The sequence below is a fragment of the Agrobacterium sp. NPDC089420 genome (assembly GCF_044900305.1).
Classification (GTDB): Bacteria; Pseudomonadota; Alphaproteobacteria; order Rhizobiales; family Rhizobiaceae; genus Agrobacterium.
Genome location: NZ_JBJDMY010000005.1, coordinates 173,827 through 194,742, shown reverse-complemented (window position 1 = coordinate 194,742; position 20,916 = coordinate 173,827). Strand labels below are relative to the sequence as shown.

The window sequence follows — 20,916 nt, the reverse complement described above, 5'->3', positions numbered from 1 at the left end:
ACCGGGTGGCCTTGTTTTTTAAGGGGTCCGGAAACGGGTTGTTTCAGATGCAGGATGTGGCATCGTATGCGCCTGAAAGCGGATGAATGAATGCGATGACCAACCATTATGGCTATATTGTTTTCCCCACGGCGCTCGGCCATTGCGGCCTTGCCTGGGCAGGGCGCGGCATCGCCCGTCTGCAATTGCCCGGCGCCGATGCCGGCGAAACCGAAAAGCTTCTCCTGAAACGTCTGCCGTCATCCACCCTTGCGGTTCCCGAAACACGCACGCGTGAGGTGATCGCGATGATCACCCGTTATTTCAGCGGTGAACCGATCGATTTCGTCACTGTCGAACTCGATCTTGCCGGGCAGGAGCGTTTCTTTCTCGATGTCTACGCGGTGGCGCGGCAGATCGGCTGGGGCCGCACGGCGACCTATGGCGGCATCGTCAAGGATCTCGGCCTCGGCATGGAAAGAGCCCGCGACGTCGGTCAGGCCATGGCCAAAAATCCGGTGCCGCTGATCATTCCCTGCCATCGCGTTCTGGCCGCCGGCGGCCGGCTGGGCGGCTTTTCCGCGCCGGGCGGAACCACGACCAAATTACGTATGCTGGATCTCGAAAATGCCGGACGCGGCCGTGCCGACGAGGCGCAGGGCAGCCTGTTTTGAAGCAATGACAGATCAGCGCGCATGAATAGGCGTCTGATTTCTGCCCATTTCTCGTCAAATTGTCGCTAAATTGTCACAATACACGGGCGCCCTCTAACATAAGGGCGAGACGTTTGAGAGTATCCGCGTTAATTCTATCCGCTGCCTTGACTTTTACAGTCGTGGCGTCGGCCTCTGCCGGCATGCTGAACCAAGCAGAACAATATACCGGGCTGCACGAGTCCAAAAACAACAAGAGCCTGAAGACCATTTTGGGGGCCAACCCCCGCAGCACCCCGTGGTGCGGTCTTTTCCTGCACGCCGTTGCCAGCAAGGCTGGCCGGCAGTCTCCGAAATCCTACGGATTTGCGAAATCGTGGAGTTCCTTCGGTTACGCCGTGCCGGTGAGCGAAGCCAAGCCCGGTGACGTTGTCGTCATTCGCAATGGCCGCGGTTACCATGCTGGCATTCTCAAGAGCATGAGCGGCAAGACCGCCAAGATCCTCGGCGGCAACCAGTCCGGCCGGGTGCAGGTTTCCAATTTCAGCCGCAAGGCCATTGTCTCCGTCCGCCGCTGACAGGCGGACGCAAGCTTGTTTCTAATGAAGGCGGGCCATGACCCGCCTTTTCCGTTTTAAAACGCCTATGGCTGCTCGCGAACGCCCGGCGCGGCCTCGCGCTGATCGTCATCTTCGAGATCTGTGGCGACGATGAAGGCGTCTTCGTGCTGGCGCGCGGCCTGTCGGCGGGCGCGCAGGCTCATGCTTTCGTCGGGATAAATCTCGCCCTCCCGGTCCTTCAGTTCGCTGTCGGTGTCAAAACGCGCAACATCCTCGTCGCGAATGTCGAGCGGTTCGGTTTTCGGCTTTTGCGGGGTAGGCATGGGGAATTCTCCTGCGGGTTTGTGCAAGCCAAACGATCCTCACTCGATGTCGGTTCCCTTTGGCGAGGAAAAGCGCCTTTGCCGGCGACCGCGCGGAACAAAGTCTGGCTTTTTCTGTTTTTTCAGTGGCACAATCAAACCCGTGCAACACGAAAAGGGAGGCCCGTTATGAGCCATGATCGCGAAGCCGCAATCCGTGAAAAAGCCCGTGCGATTTGGGAGAGGGAGGGAAGGCCGGAGGGGCACCACGAGCGACACTGGATCGAGGCGGAACGGGAACTTTCCGCAGGCGCCGAAACGGCAAAGACCACGGCTGCGAAAGGTGTGAAGAAACCCGCTGCCGCCAAGACATCGGCGGAAAATGCGCCCGCAAAGAAAGCCCCGGTGAAAAAGGCTCCGTCGGCGAAGGCCAAGTCCCCGGCGGTCAAATCGCTTGAGAAGGAACGCAAGTCCGCGGACGGCAAAAAGCAAGACGATCTGACCGAAAGCCTGGAAGAGAGCTTTCCGGCAAGCGACCCGCCGGCATTGACCAACGCCACAAAGGCGACGAAGCGCGCGGTCAAGAAGACCTGACGACCTTGCCGGCCGCTTGACCGGTCAGAGAGGGAAATGCCACGAGACGGACAGGGCGAACGCGGCTGCGCTTCGCTCTTTAAGTCATGTTTTTTAGAAAAATGGCTCCCCGGGCCGGATTCGAACCGGCGACCTGTCGATTAACAGTCGAATGCTCTACCGCTGAGCTACCAGGGAACGTGCGCTGCTTGGCGCGGTGTGAGCGGGGTAATACAAATGCTTTTCCGATTTGCCAAGCGCTTTTTTCAAAAAAAACGCATTCCTCTTGTTTTATCTCGCCGGAGTCCCGATTTTCCGGGCTTATCGGCACTGAAAAAATTATCCACAGGCCAGATCGAAAAGGGCAGGATGGAATGAAATTCGGTATGGACCACAGGACGGGTCGCCTCAACGTTGGAAAATGGAGCCTTGCCATGCCGCGTTCGCGCGTCGGCAGGATCGCGACGGGCTCGGCGCTGGTGGTCGGCGGCACGCTGGGGTTTTTGCCCGTCCTCGGTTTCTGGATGATTCCGCTCGGCCTCGTCGTGCTCTCGCACGATCTGCCGGCGGTGCGCCGCAGGCGGCGAAGGCTCGCCGTATGGTGGGCATCGCGACAGAACCGCCGCGAGACCCGCAATGATGGCCGCCAATAGGCTTTAGCCGCCGATGGAACTGCTGATGCCCTGGCCGGCCCAGAAAGCGGCATAGGCGAGTGCCGCGAAATAAATCGCCGTCAGGCCAAGGAACACATAACCGCCGAGCACGGTGACGCCGTCCCTCTGGATCATGCCGGCCGATAACAGCAGGATGGCGACGCCGGGCAGGGTGTTGGAAAAGGGGATGAAACCGAGCGGCATCATCAAAAGCACGCCCGCCGTCATCAGGGCGAGCCCGTTTATCCTGTTGGCGATGACGCCCGTCGTCAGTGCCGGAATGCGCGGACGAATGAAGCGATCGAGCTTGGAGACGATGGCGATACCCTTCCGGAGCGCCGGCACCAGCTTCGCCGTCTCCATCTGCCGGTCGAGGATTTTCGCGGGCAGCCATGGCAAACGGTTGAGGGTGATCGCCAGGCTGACAAGGATGATCGCCGCGCCGAAGACGGTGCTGACGCCGGGAATGGACACCGGAATGAGAAAGGGCAGGGAGGCGATGGCGCAGATAAGCAGCAGGCCCTGCTCGCCGATCGCTTCCATCAACTCGCGCAACGTGATCGTCTGGCCCTGCAATTTCCCTATCAGCTTTTCAAGCGTCGCGCTGAGCTTCTCAGACGTATCAGTGAATGCGAATTCGGTCGTCATGCTGCTTCCCGGAAGTTGTTTAACTCCGGGTTTGATACCATTCCTCCGGCCGGATGCCTATCTCCGATGGAAAATCGGCACCGCCACCGGCCATGGCCGAGGCACGCGTTTCGTCTGCCGGGCGCCCTAGTGGGAAACCCAGTTGCTGTAGGCGCCCGCGAGAAGCACGATCAGCAGGATGACGAGTATGACCGGATTGATCGACGTAATGAAGTTTACATAGTCCATGATAACTTCCTCCTCTTTCCTCCAGAAGCCATTCTACAGCAAAATCAAGCAAGTATCTACCATAGGGTGAATTTTTGCGACGCAACAACCTTTTGCCGTTCGAGGCGGGAATCGTTTGCCTTTCGCGTTTTTTGCGATGCAAAATAAAATTCTTGCCATTTGCCATTCTCTTGCCTTGTCTCTAATCCTCATGTCGTGGCGGCAGCTGTTCTGCCTGTCTTGCGCCGCCGATAAACCGCATGAACCCCCGCTGAAAGGCCTCGCCCGCCGCCCGCCTTTATGCCGCAACGATCTTCCAGGAGACATGAAATGCTGAAAAACATCTATGCCTGGACGATGGCGCTTGCGGCGCGCAAAACCGCCGTATGGTGGCTGGCGATCGTCGCCTTCGTGGAAAGCTCGGTCTTTGTCGTGCCGGCGGATGTGCTGTTTCTGCCCATGGTGCTGGCCAAGCCGAAGAAGGCGATGTTTTATGCGCTTGTGGCAACCGTCGCCTCGGTTCTCGGCGGCATCGCCGGCTGGTTCCTGGGGCACTATGCTTTTGAGAGCATCGCCCGGCCCATTCTGGAATTTTACGGCAAGCTCGACAGTTTCGAACAGCTGAAGAATTCGGTCGACTACGAGACCATCGTTCTCCTGCTGGTGACATCGGGGCTTGCGCATCTGCCGCCGATCAAGGTCGTGACGATCCTCTCGGGCGCGGCCAATATCAGCCTCGGCCTCTTCATTCTTTCGGCCGTCGTCACACGCGGTGCGCGCTTTTTCATCCTTGCCGGATTGCTGCAGAAATACGGCGAACCGGTGCGCCATTTCATCGAAAGACGCCTTGGCGCCATCACGGCCGCGGCCGCCGCCGCGCTCATCGCGGTCTATGCGGTCTATGTTTTCGTGCGTTGACCGAACGCAAATTCTCTACTCTTACAATACTGTCGTATAACTTTCAGCTTACTGTCAGAATCCGCCTGTATCGGTTCTCTCATCGAGTTAGGGAACCGTTTTATTATGCGAAAATTCTGGAAGTGCTCCTTTGGGGGCATGGGTATTGCTGTGCTTGCCGCAGGCGGTTATCTCTATGCCATTCAGCTTCTTGGCAATTTTCATGAGGTGGTGGCGGGGCAGCTTTACCGCTCCAACCAGCCGAGCACCGAGGAACTTGTCCGCTATACCGAGGATCACGGCATCAAGACCGTCATCAACCTGCGCGGACCGAACGAATCCAAGGCCTGGTATCGGGATGAGGTCGAAACTTCCCGCAAACTTGGCCTGAAACACATTGATTTCGGCATGTCGGCCAGCCAGGAGCTTGATATGGGCAGGGTGAACGAGCTGGTCGCGATCATGCGCGATGCGCCCAAACCCATCCTCATCCATTGCAAGGCCGGCGCCGACCGCACGGGCCTTGCCACAGCGCTCTATCTCAGCCGCGTCGCGCGTCTCGGCGAAAAGGAGGCGGAGAGCCAGCTTTCGGTGCGTTATGGCCATATAGGCATCCCCTATCTGTCGAAGACCTATGCCATGGACCGGACCTGGGAAAATGTGGAGAAGATGCCGATCGTCGACGATTTCGCCATTGCGTCGAACGAATTCTGAGGGTGGCTTCGCACACAGAGCCAACAGGGTTGCGCTTGGGTGATCTGACGAACGGACCTCGCATCCCAACCTGTCGGCGGCAGGCACCGCGACGGCTGCGACACGCAGATTTCCGCCGGTCGAATGTGTAAGGGCGCAGCGCCCAGCGCCATCATCCGGCGTGATACCCGCCTTTTGTCATTCCACTGCAAATGAAGATTATTATTTTATATTAGTAACTTATGCGATCTCGCAATTTAAGTTGACTCTTTGTATCATCTTTTATACAGCGACGTTGTTTCAACTTCTGGATCGCATCATGACCCGAAAAAAAATTATTAGCGGCCTTGCCGCATCGTTCCTATCCGTTTTCTTCGTCGCGCCTTCCGCCACCGCCGCGGAAAAGACCTTTACCGATGTCATCGGACGCGAGGTGAAGGTTGATCTTCCGGCAAAGCGCGTCGTTCTTGGTTTTTACTTCGAGGATTACATGGCGGTTGGCGGCGAAAAGGCCTATGATTCCGTCGTCGGCATTTCCCGCGAAGCCTGGGAAGGTTGGGTTCCCGCCAACTGGAAAATGCATCTCGCCCACAGGGCCTCGCTTGCCGATATTGCTGACGTCGGCGAAGTCGAAGCGCAGACCTTCTCGGTCGAAAAAGTGCTGAGCCTCAATCCCGATCTGGTGATCCTGGCGGATTGGCAATACAAGGCGCTCGGTCTCGATGCCGACCGTCTGGAGGAAGAGGGCATTCCGGTCGTTGTGGTTGACTACAACGCCCAGACAGTCGAGCGCCATGTCGCATCCACCCGGCTTTTCGGCGAACTGACCGGCCAGGAACAGCGCGGCAAGGAAATCGCCGAATTTTACGCCGCTTCGCTGAAGGACGTCGCCAGCCGCGTGGCGAAATCCGGCCAGCCGAAACCGAAGGTCTATGTCGAATTCGGCAATAAGGGACCGGCGGAATATTCCTTCACCTATGGCAAGAACATGTGGGGCGTCATGTCGACGGCTGCCGGCGGCGACAATATTGCCGCACCTTTCGTCGAATGGTGGGGGCCGATCAATCCTGAACAGGTTCTGGCGTCCAAGCCTGACGCCATTTTCATTTCCGGCCGTGAAAACAACAAGAACCCGGCGGCGCTGCCGATGGGGCAGGCGGTAAAGGCCGCAGATGCCCGCGAAAAGCTAAAGGCTTTCGAAACCCGTCAGGGCTGGAGTGAATTGCCGGCCATCAAGAACGCGCAGCTGTTCGGCGTTTATCAGGGCGCGTCGCGCACGCTCTCCGATTTCGCGATGGTGCAATATATCGCCAAGCAGCTTTATCCCGCGCAGTTCAAGGATGTCGATCCGATCGCCAACTATCTCGGCTATTACAGGAAATACCTGCCTGTCACGCCGGAAGGCACCTTCGCCATCGCCGTCAGGGATTGATGGTTCCGTTCGCGGCGGCGGCCAAGAACATGTGCCGTCTGCCGAAGGTAAAAATCCTGCGGACGCCATTTTGCGGCGTCCGCTTTTTCAGCATCGTTTTTCACACGGGTTTTCCATGACAATTGCCGCCCGCAACGCCGAAGCCATCGGTGCGCACCGGCTGCGTGAACGCCGTCGCTGGCGCACCGTCTCGATCGTGTTCGTACTGATGGCGGTAAGCCTCGTTTTCGATATAGCGACCGGCCCGTCGCTGCTGTCGCCCGGCGAAGTGGTGCGGTCGCTGACGGGGCTTGGCGAACGTGCGGCAATGACCGATTCCATCGTGCGCGGCCTGCGCCTGCCCATGGCGCTGATGGCGCTTGCGGTCGGTGCGGCGCTCGGTGCCGGCGGTGCGCAGATGCAGACCCTGCTCAATAATCCAATGGCAAGCCCCTATACGCTCGGCATGGCGGCGGCGGCGGGTTTCGGCGCCGCGCTGGTGCTGGCGCTGGGCGGTCTCGGGCTGGATGCGATGATCGCCGTTCCGCTCGGCGCTTTCGTCTTTTCCATGCTCGCCGCGCTCTTCCTCTTCATGCTGGCTTCCATGCGGCAGATGACGGCCGAAACCATCATTCTTGGCGGTATCGCACTTCTCTTTCTGTTTCAGTCGCTGCTGTCGCTCATCCAGTTCCTGTCCTCGCCGGAGCTGTCACAGCAGATACTCTTCTGGCTGTTCGGTAGTCTCACCAAGGCCACTTGGCCGACACTGGGTCTGACGGCGGCTGTTACCGCGCTCTGCTGCGCCCTGCTGATGGCCGATTGCTGGAAGCTGACGGCGCTCAGAATGGGAGAAATGCGGGCGGCAAGCCTCGGCATCAATGTCCGCAGGCTGCGCATGAAGGTTCTCGTCATCGTCGCCATCATGACCGCCACGGCCACAAGTTTTGTCGGCGTCATCGGCTTCATCGGACTTGTCGCTCCCCATATTGCCCGCATGACGGTGGGTGAGGACCAGCGCTTCTTCCTGCCCATGTCTGTGCTGAGCGGCGCACTGATGCTTTCGGCGGCCTCTATTTTATCCAAGTCGATCATTCCAGGTGCACTGTTTCCGGTTGGAATCGTCACGGCCATCGTTGGCGTGCCGTTTCTCTTGTGGTTGATTTTTGCCCCGAAGAGGCGTGGCCGATGATGGTTCTGGACGGGATTTCCATCGACCGCGGCGGACAGACCGTTGTGAAAGGACTGTCGGCGCGTCTGCAAGCGGGACACATTCACGCCGTCATCGGTCCCAATGGCACAGGCAAGACGACCCTTCTCAGAGCGCTCTTCGGCGACCTGCCGCTTGCCGCCGGCGCGATCAGTCTCGGCGACCGTCGGCTGCGGGCAGGTGAAAAAGCAGGACGGCACACAAGGGACTGGCGGGATCGTTTCGCCTATATGCCGCAGGATACGGCCGCGGATATAGCGCTCAGCGTGCTGGAGGTGGTGGCGCTCGGCCGTTTCGGCAAGCTGTCGCTTCATATTGACGACGAGACGCTGGACCTTGCCATGACGCGCCTGCATCAGACGGGAATAGCGCATCTGGCCGGCAGGGAGATCGCCTCGCTCAGCGGCGGGCAAAGACAGATGGCGCTTTTCGCGCAGGTTCTGATGCGCGAACCGCAGGCCATGCTGCTGGACGAGCCGGTCAGCGCGCTGGATCTCAAGCATCAGGTGGCGCTTCTCGATCTGGTGCGGCGGGAAACCCGCGCCAATGGCCGGATAACGCTGGTCGTGCTGCATGATCTCAATCTCGCCTGCCAATATGCCGATAATCTGCTGGTGATTTCCGACGGCGTGCTGAAGGCGACGGGTGCGCCGGGCGATATCGTTACGCCGAAGCTCATTGCCGAAACCTACGGCGTGGCCGTTGAGGTCCTGCGCGACCGGCGTGGCAACCCGGTCATTCAGCCGTCAGGCAACGCGCCGCGCGAACATTTCACGACATTTGAAGGAATAATTGGATGAAAAGACCTTTGATGACGCTTGCCGCGGCAATTGCCGTGATGTTGTCCGTCACGCCATCTGTCGCTGCCGAACACAAGGTGCTGATGCTCAATTACGGCAAGGATGGCGGCATGGTGTTTGAACCTTCCTATGTGAAGGCCGAGCCGGGCGACACCATTACCTTTGTGCCTGAAAATTCCAGTCACTACGTCCAGTCCTATGTGGTTCCGGAAGGGGTGACGCCGTGGAAAAGCAAGCTCGACGAGGCTTATAGCGTCACCGTCGATAAGGAGGGCGTCTATCTCTATTATTGCCCGCCGCATTTGATGATGGCGATGATCGGCGTCATCCAGGTTGGCGCCCCCGTCAATCTCGAAACTGTCAGGCAAAAGGCGGAAAAGCTGCGGCCGAAGCTCGTCATGAAGGGCGAGAGGCTGGAGGCGGCGCTGGCACAGGTGACGCCCGCGCCATAGAGCTCCGGCTGTTTGAACCGTTTGCTTCCATCCACATCCCCATTCTGCAACCCCGAAACCAAGGACGAATCCATGGCGAACAAAGTGATCGAAACGACTTTGAACGATCTCCTCAACGGCGAATTGCGTGCTCACCACGCCTATCTTCAGGCAGCCGCATGGGCGTCGGAACGCAATCTCGACGGGTGCTATAAATTCCTGCTCGGCCATGCGGCGGAAGAGCTGGAGCACATGCACCGCATCTTCGGCTTCCTGAACGATCTCGGCGCAAGGGTCACCTTCACCGAACTGCCGGCGCCGCAGGTCACGGCAAACGACGTCAAGGGGCTGTTTGCGATCGTTGCGGATCATGAGGCCCGTGTCACCGCGGCCATCAATGCGGCGGTTGATCTTGCCCGCGGGGAAAAAGACCACGCCACCACCTCGTTCCTGCAATGGTTCGTCGACGAGCAGCATGAGGAAGACAGCCTTTGCCGCACCATACTCGGCAAGATCGAGCTGATCGGCGACGGTCCCAATGCGCTTTATCTGATCGACCGCGAAATCGGCGAGCTGGCGGACAAGGGCTGATTGCCGCACCGTTTTTTGCACTCCACCAGCCGTGCCAAACACGGCTTGTGGAGTGTGAGCCCTCGGCTCAATCGTGCCCGATATCCGGCGTCCATCCGCGCGTATATCCCTTTCCCATAATGGCGACCGCAAGGGACAGCTGTTCCTGCAAATGCTCGATTTCTCCAAGAAGGGTTTCGACAGCCGCCCTTGCATCGCCGTCATGGCATTGGATGACATATCCCGCTATGTCGTCTGGCCTTATCGGGGGGATTTTTTCAGCGTCGGACATAATGGATAACCTCTCTTTTGTTCACTAAATGTTCTAATTTTAGCAGAGAGTCAACAAGACAATACGCGTCGTTCCTCGGCGGCCGCCGAGCTTGCAGTCAGGAATGGATCTTCAGAAATTGAAGCGGAAAATGCGCTCGATCACCCATATGGGCGGATCGGCAAGACGATGGTTGGAACACGGGATTCCAGCTTGAGGCCCCATGGCCTTGCGCCGCGAAACCGAACATTAATGGACAGAGGGATCGTCGCTATCCAGGAAGCTGCGAATCCCGTCTTTCTCACAAGTGGCGAGGAACTCTTCCCAGGCGTCCTTGTCGGTGGCGAAAGGCTCGTCCCAGGTGGTGACATCGTCGTGCTCGCTGATGACCTCGAGCGTCCAATCCTGCTGGGTGCCGGCGGGCCGGTGAATATCGACGAGAACCGTGATACCGTCGTCTTCAAACTCGCCCGAGAATTCCGAGTGTTCTATTTTGGTTTTTTTAGGCATCTCGGCACACCTCGTTTTTGGGCCTGGAAAAGCGCACGGCCGAACCCGGTCTTTTAAATTCGCGCATAGCGCTGCCTGCAAGATCGCTGAAACAAATATAGCCAGCTCTGGGGGAACTGGCTATCTATCTGTTTTTATTGGTCGGAGCGGCGGGATTCGAACCCACGACCCCTTGACCCCCAGTCAAGTGCGCTACCGGGCTGCGCTACGCTCCGAACCTGAAAGCCGTTTATATATAAGCCTGTTAGGGCGCAAGCGGAAAATCGCCTTTTCGCGAAAAAACGAACAATGGGTGTGGCGGGACCGGACTCGCGCCGCCGCATTTTGCTCACATGCGCCACATGCCTCCGTCAAACGCGTGACACATCCTCTTTCCATCATTGCCGGAACCTGCCGTGATCTTCGGCGTTCAATTGCAGCGGAATTGAAACTCAGGGAGATGACTATGTCTGAACTTGTCGTTGTTGGTTTTGATGGAACGGAAGAGGCCGACCGGGTCCTTCTGAAACTTGCGGGCCTGAAAAAGGAATATCTGGTCGATCTGGAAGACGCCGTGGTCGTGGTGCGCGATGAAAACGGCAAGGTGCACCTGAAGCAGAGCGTCAATCTGACGGCGATCGGTGCAAGCTCAGGGTTCCTGTCCGGCGGTCTCTGGGGCGGCCTCGTCGGCCTGCTGTTCCTCAACCCGCTGGCCGGATTTGCGATTGGCGGCGCGATCGGTGCGGGCACCGGCGCATTGGCCGGTTCGCTGACGGATTACGGCATCGATGACGATTTCATCAAGTCGCTCGGCGAAACCATTCCGAACGGCTCTTCGGCGCTGTTCGTCCTGATCCGCAAGGTGCAGCCGGAAAAGGTTCTCGCGGAACTGGAAGGGCTGCGCGGGCGCGTCATCAAGACGTCGCTGTCGCCGGAGCAGGAAGCGCAGCTGCAAAAGGCGCTTTCCGGCGGGGCCAAACAGGCTGCGGCGCCTGCGGTGTAGCCAAGTGACGGCGATGCTGCGGCATGGTCTTGCCGCAGCATTCCGCCGTTGCATCTGCAATCGGCACTACACCGTCAGCGTGCCTGTTTTCGCCTGCGGCCAGGTCAGGTAATAATAGCGGCTGCCGACGCTGCCGAAAAACGCATTGTCGCCGGACATACTGTCGACGTAAGCACCGCTCGTCGTCTTGGCATAGGCTGCGCCGTCGCGCTTGAGGTGGTCCTTCAGAAAATCGCTCCAGCCCGTCGTGGCGATCCCCGCTGCCGGTTTTGACGTGGTTTTCGAATCGGACGCCACGTCCCAGGCCACGACCTGCGCTCCTTCCGTCGGATCCGATACGGTCAGCGTGCCGGCCGCAAGCGCGTCCAGCATCGCCTTTGCCTGCGACGCCTTGTCCGGGTCCTTGGCGAGATCGTCCAGCATCGCTTTCAGATCCTTCATGAAGCCGGCCTGCGTTATGTCGCCGGAAGATGTCTGCTTCGTCGTCTCACTCGCGCTTTTCTCGCTCGAGGTTTGCGCATATTGCGCCAGAAGCTGCGTCAGCCTCGTATTGGTGGAGGAAGAGGACGTGTCGACCCCGTAGGTGCTGAGAAGAGAGGACCGCGATGAGGAAGATGAGGTTGCGGCGGAATTGTCCTCCTGCTCCCTGATGGCCTTGAGGGCCAGTTTGGTGGCGGTGAGGCGGGTGGAAAGATCGATGGAGGAGACCATTGTGTGAATATTTCCATGATCAGGCCCGATACGCATCATCCGTATCGAACCGGCACGGCAGGTGTTCGGTCCCGCCTTTTGTCCTCTCTCATAAGAAGACCGGATGCGCCCCGGCCTTTGTTCAGGCAGGAACGCATCCGGTCTTAATGGCCTTAGTTTGCGCGACGCTTGCGGCTCAGTTTTCCTGTACGGACACGCCGTTGGGTCCGATATTCATCTCGATCCCCTTCGGTTTGCTTTCCTCATGCCAGACATAGGCGCCAAGGCCGGCGATGACCACGACAAGCGCGCCGATGATGAGATAGAGATTGTTGGTCTGCGTCATAGGATGTCTCCCCGTTGGACAATCGAAATCGGCAGCTAAACGCATGAAATCGCGAAAGGTTCCGTAAGGGTAAGCATTTTAGGGCTTGCTTGCGCGACGGCGCAGGCTTTCGCGCTTTTCCAGCGCCATGCAGCCCCACAAAATTCCGAGCAGCAGGAAGAAGTGCCGCCAGTGATCGGTGTCGATGACAGCGCCGATCATCACATGGCCGACAAAAGTCACCCAGGAAATGATCAGGAACGGTTGCCACGGCCGCGGGCGCAGCAAATGCCTGAAACCGGCGGCGATGGTCCAGCAGATCAGCACGAGATAGATGACGAAGCCGAACCAGCCATGCGTGGTCAGGCTTTTCAGCCAGATATTATGTTCGGCGGCGGGAAATATATTGTCGAACACCATGGGGCCGATGCCGAGCGGATGTTCCATCGCCAGCAGGAAGCCGAGATAGTGGCGGGCAAAACGTCCGAGATGGCCGCCATCATAGGACTGTACCGCCGAAGCGCGACTGGAGAAGAGATCGGCCACCTGCTTGAATTGCAGCGCGATGATGACCGCCGCCACCATGAGCGCCACCGCGACGAGAAACAGCACGAGAATCTTCAGGCGAAACGCCGCTGTGCGCTCCTTCAGCAGCATGACGAAGACGAGCAGCAGAGCGGCGAACAGAAACAGGCCCCAGGCCGCGCGCGAAAACGACAGGAACACGCCCAGCGACAGGACAAGCAGGCTGACGATTCGCCAGGGTGCATGCATCGCCTTGCCGGTCAGCAGACCGTAGATCAGGTAAAGCGACGGGGTCACGAGAAAGGGGCCGAAGACGTTCGGGTCCTGAAAAGCACCCTTGGCGCGATCGTAAAGGGTGAAGACCTCGAAGCCGGGAATGGCGTGGAAATAACCGATGATGCCGAGCAGGGAGGTGATCAGCGCCGCCGCCAGCCACGCCCGGAAAATCAAAAGCAGCCGCTGCTGCTTGTCCTCGATGATCGCGGCGTAAAAAACCGAGGTCAGCGCCAGAAAGGTCGATACGGCGAGATAAAGCGGCCCCTCATCCAGATCGGCCATGGTGGTCAGCGAGAGATAGCCGCCGATGTTGAAGGCAAGCAGCAGGCACAGGAGCAGGACGACCGTGCGCGACAGACGCAGGCCAAGCAGGAACCAGAGCGCCACCTGTCCCACCATCATCAGCTCGTAGGGCGCCGGTTCGGAAATGACGAAGCCGGAAAGAAACACGCCGAAGGCGATGAAGAACGAGCCGATGAGCCGCATGGTGGCCAAAGGCGCGTCAAAATCCGCAGCGTGCTGGTAACCGGTGTGGGTCAATAGGCGTTTTCCGATTTGAGCAGCCGGATCGGCGTCAGGAACAGGATCTTGAGATCAAGAAACAGCGACCAGTTCTCGATGTAATAAAGATCGTATTCGGTGCGGAACTTGATCTTGTCGCCGTGGTCGATCTCGCCGCGCCAGCCATTGATCTGCGCCCAGCCGGTCACGCCGGGCTTGACCTTGTGCCGCGCGAAATAATGCTCCACCACCTCGGTATATTTCAGGTCGCCGGTCTGGGCATGGACGGCGTGCGGACGCGGTCCGACCAGCGACAGATCGCCATAGAGAACGTTGAAAAGCTGCGGCAGTTCGTCCATCGAGGATTTGCGCAGGAAACGCCCGACGGGCGTGACGCGCGGATCGTTCTTGGTGACCGCCTTCTTGGCGGTGGGATCGCTGAGTTCCGTATACATGGAGCGGAACTTCCAGACATTGATCGTTTCATTGTTGAAGCCGTGACGCTTCTGCTTGAAGAGGACGGGGCCTTTCGAGGTCGTTTTCACGGCAATGCCCGCACCCACCATCACCGGCCACAGAAGGGCTATGCCGACGAGGCTGAAGGTGATGTCGAATACGCGCTTCGCCACCGAATCCCAGTCACGGATCGGCTTGTCGAACACGTCGAGCATCGGCACGGTGCCGACATGGGAATAGGCGCGGGGGCGGAAACGCAGCTTGTTGGCATGCGCCGCGATGCGGATATCGACCGGCAGCACCCACAGCTTGCGCAGAAGCTGGAGAATGCGCGCCTCGGCGCTGAGCGGCAGGGCGATGATCAGCATGTCGAGCTTCGTCAGGCGGGCGAATTCCACCAGCTCCGCAAAGGTGCCGAGCTTCGGATAACCGGCGACGACGTCGGGAGAACGTTCGCTCTTGCGGTCGTCGAAAATCCCGCAGATGCGGATATCGTTGTCCGACTGTTTTTCCAGCGAGCGGATGAGATCCCTGGCGGAATCGCCGCCGCCAACGATGACGGCGCGGCGTTCCATCACCCCATTGCGGCTCCAGTGGCGAATGGCGAAGCCGAGCAGCAGCCGCCCGGTGAAAATAGCGATCGCACTTGTTGCATACCAAATGCCGAAGGCCGGCCAGGAATGCAGGGCATTGGGGAAAAAAACGAGAATGAAGCAGGCCACGCCGACAAATGACAGGCAGACAGCGCCCTGAATGCGGGCGAACATTTTCAGCGGCGTCCGCAGCGTCGGCAGCTGGTAACAATCGCCCGCCTGCAGCAGCGACACGCAGAGCGCTGCGCCCAGCACGCCGCTGCCGAAAATCGCCAGGAAGGTTTCGAGGCCCCGGTCGGCGGCAATGCCGTTGACGACGGCGGCGGCGACCACGAGCATCGTAAACTCCAGCAGCCGCAACTGGCCGATCACCATGTTCGGCGAATGGTTGCCCGCACGCAACTGATTGGCGATCTGTCGTGCAAGAGGATTGAGAACGACGGTCTCGGATGCCGAAGGTTCACCGGCCTCGCGTTCGGAGATTTTTTTGCGCAACGACTCCAGATCGAATTGCAGTCTATCCTTGTCAGCCTTGGTCATTGCTTTGATCCGCACCCTCCAGCGCATCGGCCCCGAACGTCGCATTCGATTGTCGATCCGAGCAGAAAACTAGCCGAAACATGCTAAGAAACGTTTATGATGGATTTCTACAGGACGGCTGGAATATACAATTAAAAATCGTGTTTTTAAAATGACCTTAGGCCGATAACAGGTCGCGATAGAGCTTCATCATCTCAGCGGCCATGACCGGTGTCGAAAATTTCGCCTTGAAGCTGTCGGGGCGGGGCATGACCCGTTTCGCCCAGTCCGCGTCCTCGGCATCCTTGACCATGATCCGCGCCAGCGCATCGGCATCTCCGGCCGCCACAAGCGCCTCGCTGTTTTCCCCCAGAACCTCGGGAATGCCGCCGACATGCGACGCGATGACCGTTTTTCCCGCAGCCAGCGCTTCCAGCACGATATAGGGCATGGCTTCGGCGCGCGAGGGCACCACCACCGTCGGCGCCAGCGCGAAAGCCTGTCTGGCGGGCATGGCCGCATGCATGGTGATCCGTTGGGAAAGCCCGGCCTGGTCGATCATGGCCGCATATTTGTCCCTGTCGGGTCCGTCCCCCACAATCACGCCGGACATGGGCTGGCCGATGCTGCGCTCCATCGTCGCGAACGCCTTGATGAAGATGTCCGGTCCCTTCAGGTCGCGCAACATGCCGATATAGAGAAAGCGGGCCGCCGTCCCCGTGGCGGGCACGGCTTCGAATTCGCTTTCCTGTACGCCGTTATAGATCATAGCGGTGCGGGTGCGTGGTTTGCCGACCTTGGTTTCATAGGTCGCCTGCTCGAACCTGCACACGAAGCAGAGCGCGTCGGTGAAATGTTCCTGAAACCGCTCGAGCCGCAGGAAGAGCTGCCCCTTCAGGCTGTTGCGGGCATAATGCAGACTGCCGCCATGCGGCGAATAGAGGCGGGCTACGCGATACCTGTTCGCCCGCAGCAATGAGCCGATCAGCCGGGCCAGAGCGCCGCCCTTGGCGCTGTGTCCGTGCAGAATGTCCGGCCGCAAACTTTTGATATGGTTATAGGACCTGAAGAGCGCCGGCAGGTCGCCGGGGCCGATCGACCGCTTGATGGGCAGCCGGGTGAGGCCCAGCTCCAGCATCGGGGCGATCTGGGCGAAAAGCCGTTCCTCATGGGCGCCGCCGGTCGAGCTGTCGCAGACGATGCCGACCTTGTGGCCCTGCTTGACATGTTCCTCGATCAGGTCGCGCACATGGCGGAAGACGCCGCCCACGGGGGAGCGGAAGCAGTGAATGATGCGCAGGGGAGGGCCGTCATCCGACACGGGCGCCACTCCGACGGTCAGAAGAAGCGTTCGCGCACATAGACCGTATCGCCCGCGAGAATGGGTGCGGTGATCCCGATCCGGCCGGTCATCACCTCGGCGTTGATTTTGCGGGTGATGTCGACATCGGCCTGGTTGGCGCGCGGCGTGAAGCCGCCGGCGATGGCGATGGCGTTCTGCACCGTCATGCCCGGTACATAGGAATATTGGCCGGGACGGCCCACTTCACCCATGATGAAGACGGGGCGGTATCGGTCGATCTCGATCGTCACGTCCGGATCGCGCAAGTAGCCTTGGCGTAATTTGGCGGCGATGGCGGCTTCGAGCTGCGGCAGCGTCTTGCCGCGGGCGGGAACCTGGCCGACGAGCGGGAAGGCGACGTAACCGGCCTGGTCGACCGTATAGGTATTGCTCAGTCCGGCCTGTTCGAAGACATTGATGCGCAGCCGGTCGCCGCTGTCGACGTGATAGGGTTGAAGGGCGGCCTCATTGAACGACCGTGGCGCGGGTTGATATGCCGCGCAACCGGAAAGGGCCGTCAGGACGGCTAGCGTCAGTGCGGTGACATGTCGTGATCCGGCGAGCGGCATCTGATCTGGCTCCGAGTCGATCTATGAGCTTTCTTATCGTTCTGTTAGGGTTAATGGGCGGTAAACGGCCGATCTTGAGTGTCGCAATATCCGCTTTATTTCGTCGGATTCGCAGCAATTAACTGTTGTGTTACCGGAAAGACTTAAGCTTCGCCAAAATTGGCCATTTATATTTGACTTTGAACGCCCGAGGTTTGTCTCGGTTACGGAGCCCGCATGAACGGCGATCGCATTGACGACAGGGATGTGGATATCGATCTTGCGGAGCTCGTCGCGGCCATATGGCGGCGCAGGGGCCGTATCGCCGCCGTCACGCTTCTGGCCGGAGGCGCCGCCTTCATCATCGCCAGCATGATGTCGCCTGCCTATAAGGGCGAGGCGCGGGTCCTCATCGAATCCCGTGCGGCGTCCTTCGGCGCGTCGCAGCAGTCCAACGCGCCCGCCGAACCGGTGCTCGATGAACTGACGGTGTCCAGCCAGGTGCAGATCCTGCAGTCGGTCGACCTCATCAAGCAGGTCGCGAAGGACATGAAGCTTTACGAGCTGGATGAGTTCGATCCGGAGGCGCATCCGTCGCTCGTCTCGCGGCTGCTGGTTGCGCTCGGGGTCAAGAAGGATCCGCTTCAGGTGTTGCCCGAAGAACGGGTGCTGAAGGCGTTTCGGGAAAAACTGCAGGTCTATCAGGTTGAAAGCTCGCGCGTCATCACGGTCGAATTCTCTTCCGAGGACCCGAAACTCGCGGCCGCCATTCCCAATGAGATGATGAAGGCCTTCATCGCGCTGCAAAGCGGTGCGAAACTCGATACCAGTACCGAGGCGGCGCGCTGGCTGGAGCCGGAAATCGCCAATCTGCGCGAGAAGGTGCGAGAGGCGGACAAGAAGGTCGCGGATTATCGTGCCTCGTCCGATCTTCTGTCGGCGGGGCAGGGCGAAACGCTTGCCACCCGGCAACTCGGCGATATCTCCACCGAACTTGGCCGTATCCGCGGTGAGCGCGCCAATGCGGAGGCGCGGGCGGAAGGCGTCCGTAACGCGCTGGCAAGCGGCCGTCCTCTGGACACTTTCCCGGATGTCGTCGGCTCTCCGACGATCCAGCGGCTGAAGGAAAACGAAACGGCCATCCGCAGCCAGATTTCCGATCTGTCGTCCTCGCTGCTGGAGGGCCATCCGCGCATCCGGGCCTTGCGCAACCAGCTCGACGGCATCCAGCGGCAGATCCAGGAAGAAACCCGCAAGGTGCTGGCAAGCCTTGAAAACGAGGCCAATGTTTCGCGTCTGCGGGAGCGGCAGCTGGTCCAGCAGTTGAACGTGCTGAAATCGGAAAGCGTGCGCGCCGGCGAGCAGCAGGTCGGCCTGAACGATCTGGAACGGGAAGCCTCGGCGCAGAGGCAGCTTCTGGAAACTTATCTCGCCCGTTACCGCGAGGCGACGTCGCGAGCCGGCTCGGCCGACTCCACGCCCGCCGATGCGCGTGTGATCTCGACGGCAGTGGAGCCGCGCGAGCCCTATTTCCCCAAGACCGGGGCCATCACCATCGTCGTTACGCTGGCGGCGTTTCTGCTCTCCTGCATCGTTGTCATGCTGGTTGAACTCTTCACCGGCCGGGCCTTGAGACCGGTGGGCAGGAATGAGGCTCCGCCGCTCTCCGATCCGCCGCCGCCGCCCGCCCGCGCGCCGGTCGTTGCGGACGAGGCCACGCATATGCCGGAACAGCCGGTCGCCGCCCGCCATGAGACTGTACCGCCGCCCGCTGCCCGGGCCATGCCGGCCGCCGCATATGAGCCCGTCGCCGAAGAGGAGCGGCAGATGCCGGTCGCGGCCGCGGCTGCGATACCGGCCTTGCCCAGGGAAGACGTGGCTGGCGCCAAAGAGATCGCTGCCGAGAACGTGGTCGCGGAAGAGGATAGAGACACTTCCGACGATTTCTCGATCGACGCCGTTGCGGGCTTCCTTGCCACGCGTCTTGCCAAACCCGTCGCCGCAGTCGTATCCCCGGCCGGTGACAGCGGTTCGACCACGACCGTGATGCTGGCGCGTGCCCTGTCTGAAATGGGCCGTTCGGTTGTTCTCGTCGATATGACGGCCTCGGCCTGTCCCACCCGTCTGATGGTGCCCGAGGCCGGGTTGCCGGGCGTCATGGACCTTCTGGCGGGTGCTGCCGCCTTTGGCGAGACCATTCACGGCGACAGGCTTTCCGACGCCCATATCGTGCCGCGTGGCAATGCCCAGCCGCGCGAGGCGATGCGCGCCATCGACCGCCTGACGATGATCCTCGGAGCGCTCTCCGACGCCTATGATACGGTTCTGGTCGAATGCGGCGCGGTGCAGATTTCGAGCCTCGAAAAAATGCTGCGCAATCTGCCGGCGGAAATCATCGTTTCGGTGCCCGGCAAGGATGGCGACATGCTGGAAAAGACGCTCGCCGAACTGGCATCCCATGGCTACGAACAGGCATTGCCGATGACCGGCATGCGCAAGCCGGGGCATCTGAGCGCGGCCTGACGGGTAGGGAGGTCCCGTTCCGTCAGTCCGTAGCCGTTGCGGCATCCGTCCGTGGCCGTCCGGCGCGAAAACGCTGGATCAGCGCATAGAGCGCCGGGTTGGACTTGATCAGGCTCTTCGTCCGGGCGATGGCGACATAGGCTGAGGCTGCCGCGCGGCCCTTTAATGTCACCGGCACGAATATATCGTGCTGCACCGTGGAAAGCGGACACCAGCTGCGTTTGTAAAGCTGGTCGCCGACACCGAAATCGAAGATCGCGGCGCCATCGCGGCAGGCCCTTTCGATCATCAGCCAGAACAGCAATTCGCCGGGGCTGAGTTCCGAAACGGTTTCATCGATCGATCCGAACTGGCAGATGACGTGATCCTGCTTGCGCGACAGACCGGATATGGCGGCAATGACGCCCTCGTTTTCGCCATGCAGGCGAATGGCATGAAGCTCCAGCAGGCTGTCCGCACCAGCCTCGGGAAAATTGGCCAGGTCGTAGAAGAAATCCCTGACCGATTGCTGCCGGAAAACATCGGGAATGCCCTGAGATGCGAAGCGGGCGGCCTTTTGCCGGAAAAAGGCCTGCAGCAATTCGCATTTTTCCTGCGGCGACCGGGCGATCACATGGCTGTAACCGCCCATCTCCTCGGCTCGTCGGCTCTGGATACGGAATTTCTTGCGCCGCCTTTTGGCATTGACCTGCCGCAAGGTGGTTTCAAAATTCTCCAGCAGCGGCAGTTGAAAGGCCGGGTTCTGGTTTTCGACGGAAGCAAGATAGGAGAGCGGATTTCTCCTGCCGCGCCAGGTGAGCGGTATGTTCTGCAAGGCAAGGATATCCGCACGGCCATGCAGCAGTTTTCGTGCTTCACGCGCGATGGCGTCCGCGGTTCTCTGACCGGCCTGTTCGGCAAAAACCGGATCGAAGAGGCCGGTATTGATATTGTTGAAACGGCCGCCTGGAAAATGTGCCTTGCGGATACCGCCTTCCTGCACGATTTCGAGAGGCAGCAGGAACACCGTCTTTCCGCCCTGTCTGCCGCGAATGACCAGCAGCGGGCTTTCCTGCGTCCGCGCCCAGATGGAGCACCAGCCGAAACCCTGATGCAGTGAATTGAGCGGGTCGCTCTCCATTCGCTGCCAGTCCGAAAGCAGGGAGGTCACGTCCTCGACGAGATCGATCAAAAGGCGATCGGCACCCCGCCGCTCGCCTTGTGTGGCGGCAGGTCCCTTGCCTTCGCTGATTGTGACCGGCCCTGCAGCCGCCATTCACTCTCTCCGGTTG

24 protein-coding genes and 2 tRNA genes are annotated in these 20,916 nt (G+C 59.8%); 13 read left to right on the top strand and 13 right to left on the bottom strand.

The window, feature by feature from the left end; genetic code table 11:
- Positions 1 to 95: 95 nt before the first annotated feature.
- Both ACI2KA_RS09930 and ACI2KA_RS09925 read left to right on the top strand, forming a co-directional pair.
- Positions 96 to 653, top strand: a complete 558-nt coding sequence (locus ACI2KA_RS09930) for a methylated-DNA--[protein]-cysteine S-methyltransferase (RefSeq protein WP_404501535.1) — start codon at positions 96 to 98, stop codon at positions 651 to 653.
- Between the two features lie 113 nt (positions 654 to 766).
- On the top strand, positions 767 to 1,210 hold the full coding sequence (locus ACI2KA_RS09925) for a TIGR02594 family protein (RefSeq protein ID WP_404501533.1): 444 nt from the start codon (positions 767 to 769) through the stop codon (positions 1,208 to 1,210).
- 65 nt (positions 1,211 to 1,275) lie between these two features.
- Here the strand turns inward: ACI2KA_RS09925 and ACI2KA_RS09920 are convergent, their stop codons facing one another.
- Positions 1,276 to 1,515, bottom strand: a complete 240-nt coding sequence (locus ACI2KA_RS09920) for a hypothetical protein (RefSeq protein WP_404501532.1) — start codon at positions 1,513 to 1,515, stop codon at positions 1,276 to 1,278.
- Between the two features lie 168 nt (positions 1,516 to 1,683).
- Here ACI2KA_RS09920 and ACI2KA_RS09915 point away from each other — a divergent pair, with 168 nt between their 5' ends.
- A complete protein-coding gene (locus ACI2KA_RS09915; RefSeq protein ID WP_404501530.1) occupies positions 1,684 to 2,088 on the top strand; it encodes a DUF2934 domain-containing protein in 405 nt (134 codons plus the stop codon).
- 102 nt (positions 2,089 to 2,190) lie between these two features.
- Here the strand turns inward: ACI2KA_RS09915 and ACI2KA_RS09910 are convergent.
- Positions 2,191 to 2,265 (bottom strand) — tRNA-Asn (locus tag ACI2KA_RS09910).
- A gap of 176 nt (positions 2,266 to 2,441) precedes the next feature.
- Here ACI2KA_RS09910 and ACI2KA_RS09905 point away from each other — a divergent pair.
- Positions 2,442 to 2,720: a hypothetical protein gene (locus tag ACI2KA_RS09905; RefSeq protein ID WP_404501528.1), complete on the top strand. Its 279-nt coding sequence runs from the start codon at positions 2,442 to 2,444 to the stop codon at positions 2,718 to 2,720.
- Between the two features lie 3 nt (positions 2,721 to 2,723).
- Here ACI2KA_RS09905 and ACI2KA_RS09900 read toward each other — a convergent pair whose 3' ends face one another.
- Entirely contained in the window at positions 2,724 to 3,368 is a 645-nt protein-coding gene (locus tag ACI2KA_RS09900; RefSeq protein ID WP_404501526.1) for an exopolysaccharide biosynthesis protein, read from the bottom strand.
- 537 nt (positions 3,369 to 3,905) lie between these two features.
- On the opposite strand from ACI2KA_RS09900, the gene ACI2KA_RS09895 reads away from it, so the two are divergent.
- The 7 genes from ACI2KA_RS09895 to ACI2KA_RS09865 all read left to right on the top strand — a co-directional run bounded on the left by ACI2KA_RS09895 (position 3,906) and on the right by ACI2KA_RS09865 (position 9,605).
- On the top strand, positions 3,906 to 4,493 hold the full coding sequence (locus tag ACI2KA_RS09895; protein WP_404501524.1) for a YqaA family protein: 588 nt from the start codon (positions 3,906 to 3,908) through the stop codon (positions 4,491 to 4,493).
- Positions 4,494 to 4,631: 138 nt separating this feature from the next.
- Positions 4,632 to 5,186 carry a dual specificity protein phosphatase family protein gene (locus ACI2KA_RS09890; RefSeq protein ID WP_404501522.1) on the top strand — a complete coding sequence of 185 codons (555 nt, stop codon included), beginning with the start codon at positions 4,632 to 4,634 and terminating at the stop codon, positions 5,184 to 5,186.
- Positions 5,187 to 5,484: 298 nt separating this feature from the next.
- Positions 5,485 to 6,597 (top strand): ABC transporter substrate-binding protein, encoded by a 1,113-nt coding sequence (locus ACI2KA_RS09885; RefSeq protein WP_404501520.1) that lies wholly within the window; start codon positions 5,485 to 5,487, stop codon positions 6,595 to 6,597.
- 115 nt (positions 6,598 to 6,712) lie between these two features.
- Positions 6,713 to 7,765, top strand: a complete 1,053-nt coding sequence (locus ACI2KA_RS09880) for a FecCD family ABC transporter permease (protein WP_404501518.1) — start codon at positions 6,713 to 6,715, stop codon at positions 7,763 to 7,765.
- Positions 7,762 to 8,583 (top strand): ABC transporter ATP-binding protein, encoded by an 822-nt coding sequence (locus tag ACI2KA_RS09875; protein ID WP_404501516.1) that lies wholly within the window; start codon positions 7,762 to 7,764, stop codon positions 8,581 to 8,583. The genes ACI2KA_RS09880 and ACI2KA_RS09875 overlap by 4 nt, the downstream gene beginning before the upstream one ends.
- The gene (locus ACI2KA_RS09870; RefSeq protein ID WP_404501515.1) at positions 8,580 to 9,035 is read left to right on the top strand and encodes a pseudoazurin; all 456 of its coding nucleotides are present in this window, start codon (positions 8,580 to 8,582) and stop codon (positions 9,033 to 9,035) included. The genes ACI2KA_RS09875 and ACI2KA_RS09870 overlap by 4 nt, the downstream gene beginning before the upstream one ends.
- A gap of 72 nt (positions 9,036 to 9,107) precedes the next feature.
- Positions 9,108 to 9,605: a ferritin gene (locus tag ACI2KA_RS09865; RefSeq protein WP_404501513.1), complete on the top strand. Its 498-nt coding sequence runs from the start codon at positions 9,108 to 9,110 to the stop codon at positions 9,603 to 9,605.
- Positions 9,606 to 9,672: 67 nt separating this feature from the next.
- Here the strand turns inward: ACI2KA_RS09865 and ACI2KA_RS09860 are convergent, their stop codons facing one another.
- The 3 genes from ACI2KA_RS09860 to ACI2KA_RS09850 all read right to left on the bottom strand — a co-directional run bounded on the left by ACI2KA_RS09860 (position 9,673) and on the right by ACI2KA_RS09850 (position 10,580).
- Positions 9,673 to 9,876, bottom strand: coding sequence for a hypothetical protein (locus tag ACI2KA_RS09860; protein ID WP_404501511.1), 204 nt, complete (start codon positions 9,874 to 9,876; stop codon positions 9,673 to 9,675).
- 228 nt (positions 9,877 to 10,104) lie between these two features.
- Entirely contained in the window at positions 10,105 to 10,365 is a 261-nt protein-coding gene (locus ACI2KA_RS09855; RefSeq protein WP_404501509.1) for a hypothetical protein, read from the bottom strand.
- A gap of 138 nt (positions 10,366 to 10,503) precedes the next feature.
- A tRNA-Pro gene (locus ACI2KA_RS09850) sits at positions 10,504 to 10,580 on the bottom strand.
- A gap of 230 nt (positions 10,581 to 10,810) precedes the next feature.
- Here ACI2KA_RS09850 and ACI2KA_RS09845 point away from each other — a divergent pair.
- Positions 10,811 to 11,347 (top strand): DUF1269 domain-containing protein, encoded by a 537-nt coding sequence (locus tag ACI2KA_RS09845; RefSeq protein ID WP_404501507.1) that lies wholly within the window; start codon positions 10,811 to 10,813, stop codon positions 11,345 to 11,347.
- Between the two features lie 66 nt (positions 11,348 to 11,413).
- Here ACI2KA_RS09845 and ACI2KA_RS09840 read toward each other — a convergent pair whose 3' ends face one another.
- The 6 genes from ACI2KA_RS09840 to uppC all read right to left on the bottom strand — a co-directional run bounded on the left by ACI2KA_RS09840 (position 11,414) and on the right by uppC (position 17,143).
- Positions 11,414 to 12,058 carry a hypothetical protein gene (locus tag ACI2KA_RS09840; protein ID WP_404501505.1) on the bottom strand — a complete coding sequence of 215 codons (645 nt, stop codon included), beginning with the start codon at positions 12,056 to 12,058 and terminating at the stop codon, positions 11,414 to 11,416.
- Positions 12,059 to 12,233: 175 nt separating this feature from the next.
- Positions 12,234 to 12,383, bottom strand: coding sequence for a hypothetical protein (locus ACI2KA_RS09835; protein ID WP_162854461.1), 150 nt, complete (start codon positions 12,381 to 12,383; stop codon positions 12,234 to 12,236).
- A 78-nt stretch (positions 12,384 to 12,461) separates the two neighbouring features.
- Positions 12,462 to 13,703 (bottom strand): polysaccharide biosynthesis O-antigen ligase family protein UppF, encoded by a 1,242-nt coding sequence (gene uppF, locus ACI2KA_RS09830; protein ID WP_404501503.1) that lies wholly within the window; start codon positions 13,701 to 13,703, stop codon positions 12,462 to 12,464.
- Complete coding sequence (gene uppE / locus ACI2KA_RS09825) at positions 13,700 to 15,253, bottom strand: polysaccharide biosynthesis glycosyltransferase UppE (protein WP_404501501.1); 1,554 nt, start codon at positions 15,251 to 15,253, stop codon at positions 13,700 to 13,702. The genes uppF and uppE overlap by 4 nt, the downstream gene beginning before the upstream one ends.
- Before the next feature lie 157 nt (positions 15,254 to 15,410).
- Entirely contained in the window at positions 15,411 to 16,553 is a 1,143-nt protein-coding gene (uppD, locus tag ACI2KA_RS09820; protein WP_404501499.1) for a polysaccharide biosynthesis type 4 glycosyltransferase UppD, read from the bottom strand.
- 17 nt (positions 16,554 to 16,570) lie between these two features.
- A complete protein-coding gene (uppC, locus tag ACI2KA_RS09815) occupies positions 16,571 to 17,143 on the bottom strand; it encodes a polysaccharide export protein UppC (RefSeq protein WP_404501497.1) in 573 nt (190 codons plus the stop codon).
- A gap of 216 nt (positions 17,144 to 17,359) precedes the next feature.
- On the opposite strand from uppC, the gene uppB reads away from it, so the two are divergent.
- Positions 17,360 to 19,645 (top strand): polysaccharide biosynthesis protein UppB, encoded by a 2,286-nt coding sequence (gene uppB / locus ACI2KA_RS09810; protein WP_404501495.1) that lies wholly within the window; start codon positions 17,360 to 17,362, stop codon positions 19,643 to 19,645.
- A gap of 22 nt (positions 19,646 to 19,667) precedes the next feature.
- Here the strand turns inward: uppB and uppA are convergent, their stop codons facing one another.
- Entirely contained in the window at positions 19,668 to 20,900 is a 1,233-nt protein-coding gene (uppA, locus tag ACI2KA_RS09805; RefSeq protein WP_404501493.1) for a polysaccharide biosynthesis GNAT family N-acetyltransferase UppA, read from the bottom strand.
- Between the last annotated feature and the right edge of the window lie 16 nt (positions 20,901 to 20,916).